The sequence below is a fragment of the Mycobacterium sp. E2462 genome (assembly GCF_001672685.1).
Classification (GTDB): domain Bacteria; phylum Actinomycetota; class Actinomycetes; order Mycobacteriales; family Mycobacteriaceae; genus Mycobacterium.
Genome location: NZ_LZKC01000134.1, coordinates 1 through 4,062, shown reverse-complemented (window position 1 = coordinate 4,062; position 4,062 = coordinate 1). Strand labels below are relative to the sequence as shown.

Genomic DNA, 4,062 nt, shown 5'->3' with positions numbered 1-4,062 from the left:
GCTGGCCGCGGCGGTGCGGGCGTGTTCGTCATAGCGACCGCGGGGCACGTCGACCACGGCAAGTCGACGCTGCTGCACCGGCTGACCGGCATGTGGCCGGACCGGCTGGCCGAAGAGCAGCGCCGGGGCCTGACCATCGACCTGGGCTATGCGTGGACCGAACTGGGCGGCCGGCAGCTGGCGTTCGTCGACGTGCCCGGCCACGAGCGTTTCGTCGCCAACATGCTGGCCGGGGTCGGTGCCGTCCCGGCGGTCGTCTTCGTGGTGGCGGCCACCGAGGGGTGGATGCCCCAGTCCGAGGAACACCTGGCGGCCCTCGACGCGCTCGGGGTGCGCCACGGTCTGGTGGTGATCAGCAAGGCCGACCTCGCCGATCCCCGCCCGGCCGTCGCGCAGGTCGGCGAGCGGCTCGCCGGCACCTCCCTCGCGGGCGCGGCCGTCGCCCTCGGCACCGACCTGGACCGGGTGCGTGCGGAGCTGGTGGCGCTGACCGGCCGGCTGCCCGCCCCGGATCCCGGCGCCGACGTGCGACTGTGGATCGACCGCTCCTTCTCCGTGCGCGGCGCGGGGACCGTGGTGACCGGGACGCTCGCGGCCGGCACGGTGCGCGTGGGCGACGAGCTGGAGCTCGCCGGGCGCCGCGTCACCGTCCGCGGGCTGCAGTCGCTGGGCCGCGACGTCGCCGCGGCCGGGCCGGTGGCCCGCGTCGCGCTGAACCTGCGGGGCGTGGATCGCCACGACGTCGGCCGCGGCGACACCGCGCGGACGCCGGGCGCCTGGCTGGACACCACCGAGGTCGACGTCGCGTTGCGGGCCCCGGGCCCGCTGCACCGCCAGCTGGTGCTGCACATCGGCTCAGCGGCCGTCCCGGTGCAGGTGCGCCCGCTCGGGGCGCCGGCGGCGAGGTTGCGGCTGGCGCGGCCGCTGCCACTGCGGGTGGGTGACGTGGGGTTGTTGCGCGACCCCGGCGAGCACCGGATCGCGGCGGGCATCACCGTGCTCGACGTCCGCCCGCCGCCGCTGCGCCGCCGCGGCGCGGCCCGGGTCCGCGCCGCCGAGCTGGCGACGGGCCGCGCGCACCCGCCCGCGTGCGCCCGCGTCGGCGAGTTGCGCGCGATGGGCCTGCCCGCGTACGGGGAGCGGGTGGGCGACTGGGTGGTGGACCCGCAGTGGTGGGAGGCGCGGCGGCGCGACGCCGTCGAGCAGGCACGCCGCTGGGCCGACGACCACGCCATCGCGGCGGGCATGCCGATGGAAACCCTGCGCCGCGGCGTGGGGTTGCCGGCCGCCGAGCTGCTGGCGTCGCTGCTGGCGGGCACCGGCCTGCAGGTGTCCGACGGGCTGGTCCGCGCGCCGGGAGCGGGACTGCCCGCCCGCGTCGAGAAGGCGGTCGGCACCGTCGAGGACTGGCTGGCGGCCGAGCCGTTCCGGGCGCCCGAGGCCGACGAGCTCGCCGAGCTCGGGCTGGGTCCCAAGGAGTTGGCCGCCGCCGTGCGCGCCGGCCGGCTGACGCGGATCGCCGACGGCGTCGTGCTGGGCCCCGACGCGCTGGACCGGGCGGCGGGCGTGCTGGCGACGCTGCGGCAGCCGTTCACCGTCAGCGAGGCCCGCCGCGCGCTGGACACCACCCGCCGGGTCGCGGTCCCGCTGCTGGAGCTGCTCGACGCCCGGCGCGTCACCCGGCGTGGCGCCGACGGCACCCGCACCCTGCGTTAGCCCGCGACGACGGCGGCTTCCGGTGTCACGCGCGAAATGTATTCCAGCTGAGCAAGATTGGCCGCAACGGTGACGAGCGGCTGCGCGTTCTCGACCGTCAGCGCGTCCCCGCGGCTTTCGCCGCGCAGCGCGCGGACGAACTCGCCCGCCAAGGGCGACCCGGGGCCGTCGTCGCGCCCGGCGATCTGCCGTTCCACGAAGTCCAGGTGGCGCTCCAGCACCTCGCGGGTGCCGGGGCAGGCGCCGCCCGGGGGCAGCGTCCTGATGTCGGCGATCAGGTCGGCCGCGATGCGCACCCAGGTGGCGTGGTTGGCCGCCCGCACCACCGGCGTCCGCAGGTGGGCCTCGCTGCCGGTCTCCCGAAGGTATTGCCGCACAGCGTCGTCCACCATCCGGTTGCCCAGCCCCGCCTCGCGGCCGAGGGCCGCGAGCGCGACCGCGTCGCCCGGATGGCGGGTGACGCGCAGCACCGCCGCCCGCAGGTAGCGCAGGTTGACGCGCTGCGCCTCGGCGATGAGCGCCGAGGCCGCGGTGGACGCCCCGCGCGGCCACAGCAGCAGCGAGACGATCAACCCCATGGCGGCGCCCATCGCGACGTCCTCGATGCGCAGCAGGCCCACGCGCCAACCGCTGGGGTCGGTGAGGTTCAGGGTGATCAACAGGCTCAGCGCGCCCATCGCCTGGGCGACGCCGAACGAGAAGAGCCGCGGCAGGTAGGCCGACCCGAACACCGACACGGGCAGCAGCGCCCACAACACCTCGGACCGGGCGCCGACGGCCGCCACCAGCGCCGCGCCCAGCGCGATGCCCAGCGCGGTGCCCACGACGGCCTGCACCACGCGGGTTCTGGTGGACACCGCGCTGCTGCCGAGCACCGTCATGGTGCCCACCACGACCCAGAAGCCGTGCTGCACCGGGTGCAGGTGCGTGACGGCCACGGCCAGCGCCAGGCCGACGCCGGTGCGCAGGCTGTTGTGCGCGGCGACCGACCGCACCCCGAGGAAGCGCGACGGAATCGCTTGCGACGCGGCCGCGGAATCCGGCGCCGGGCGGTCGGTGAGCCCGCTCGGCGGCAGCCGCAGACCCAGCGCCCGGGCCCAGGCGGGCCGGGCGTCGGCGGCCACGGCCGCGGCCACCACCCGGCCCGTCAACCCGATCGTCGTCGTGACCACGCGGCAGGACAGCAGCCGCCGACCGGCCGCAATGGCGGCCGCGTCGTCCGTGGCCTCGAGGATCTGGCGCACGGCGTCGCGGTAGCGCTCCCGCGCCAGCGCCCGCAGCCGCGGCAGCGAGCGGCCGAGGGCGTCGCGGTCCGCCGGCTCGTCAGTTTCGAGCATGGCGGCGCAACGCCGCAAGATGTCGACGGCCGGATCGGCGATCGGCCCCAGCACCGCGCCGGTGTCGGCGTCCACGGTGTCGGACGCCAGCTCGAGGAAGTCGACCACCCGCACCAGCGCGCGGCTACCGGCGCTCAGGCCGACGGGTTGGTAGGCGACGGCCATAAACTCGGCGCGCAGCCCGTCCATCGCCTCGACGACGACGTCGGCCGGGCCGCAGCCCTCGATGCGGTCGGCCAGCACCCGGCACGCCTGCGCGGCCTTGCTGCGCAGGCCGTCGTGGTGGCGCGGCGGGAACAGGTACAGCGCCGCCGGCACGCACACCGCGACGGCGATCAACCAGCCCAGCAGCCGGTCGGCGAGGGATTCCGCCGGGGTGCTGACCGGCCACACGAAGGCCAGCAGGACGGCCCGCTGTCCGGCGGACAGGGTGGCGCTGGCCGCCGCCGCGTACGTCACCGCGGCGCCCAGCGCGAACACGACGGCCACGGCCAGCCAGGGGACGGGCGCGAGCAGGCTGCCGGCGACGATCAGCGGCGTCGCGCCGGCCGCGAGGCCGAGGTAGGCGATTGCGCGCTGACGCCGGTCGCCGGGGAACTCGGTAACCACCAGCAGCCAGATGGAGCCCAGTAGCGCGAACAGCGGCGCCGTCCGGCCGCCCACCAGGGCCAGCGCGATGCCGGCCGCCACCGGGACCATGACCGCGGCCCGCAGCGCGCGGCGCAGCCCGTCGCGCTGCGGGTCCTTGTCGCGCAACCGCTGCAGCAGCGGCCGGATCGGCATGCCTGGATGATAGGGCGGGCCCCGCTAGAGCCGGTCCTTGACCGCGGCGGACAGCCGCGCCCCGTCGGCCTTGCCGGCCGCGATGGCCGTGGCGGCCTTCATGACCAGCCCCATCTGCCGCATCCCGGGCCGCTCGCCGAGCTCCTCGGCGACCTGGGCGATCGCGGTGTCGGCGACGTCGGCCAGCTCCGCCTCGGTCAGCGGGGTCGGCAAGTACTCGTCGATC

The 4,062-nt window shown here is 76.8% G+C and carries 3 protein-coding genes; 1 reads left to right on the top strand and 2 read right to left on the bottom strand.

The annotated features are described in order from the left end of the window. Window positions 1-21 precede the first annotated feature (21 nt). Window positions 22-1,716 carry a selenocysteine-specific translation elongation factor gene (locus A5714_RS06280; protein WP_068283865.1) on the top strand — a complete coding sequence of 565 codons (1,695 nt, stop codon included), beginning with the start codon at window positions 22-24 and terminating at the stop codon, window positions 1,714-1,716. Here the strand turns inward: A5714_RS06280 and A5714_RS06275 are convergent. Together A5714_RS06275 and A5714_RS06270 are read right to left on the bottom strand one after the other, a co-directional pair. Next, window positions 1,713-3,836 carry an FUSC family protein gene (locus A5714_RS06275; protein WP_068283862.1) on the bottom strand — a complete coding sequence of 708 codons (2,124 nt, stop codon included), beginning with the start codon at window positions 3,834-3,836 and terminating at the stop codon, window positions 1,713-1,715. The two genes, A5714_RS06280 and A5714_RS06275, sit on opposite strands and share 4 nt — an antisense overlap. A gap of 24 nt (window positions 3,837-3,860) precedes the next feature. After that, a partial coding sequence (locus A5714_RS06270) for a GatB/YqeY domain-containing protein (RefSeq protein WP_197513576.1) occupies window positions 3,861-4,062 on the bottom strand: 202 nt, incomplete at its 5' end.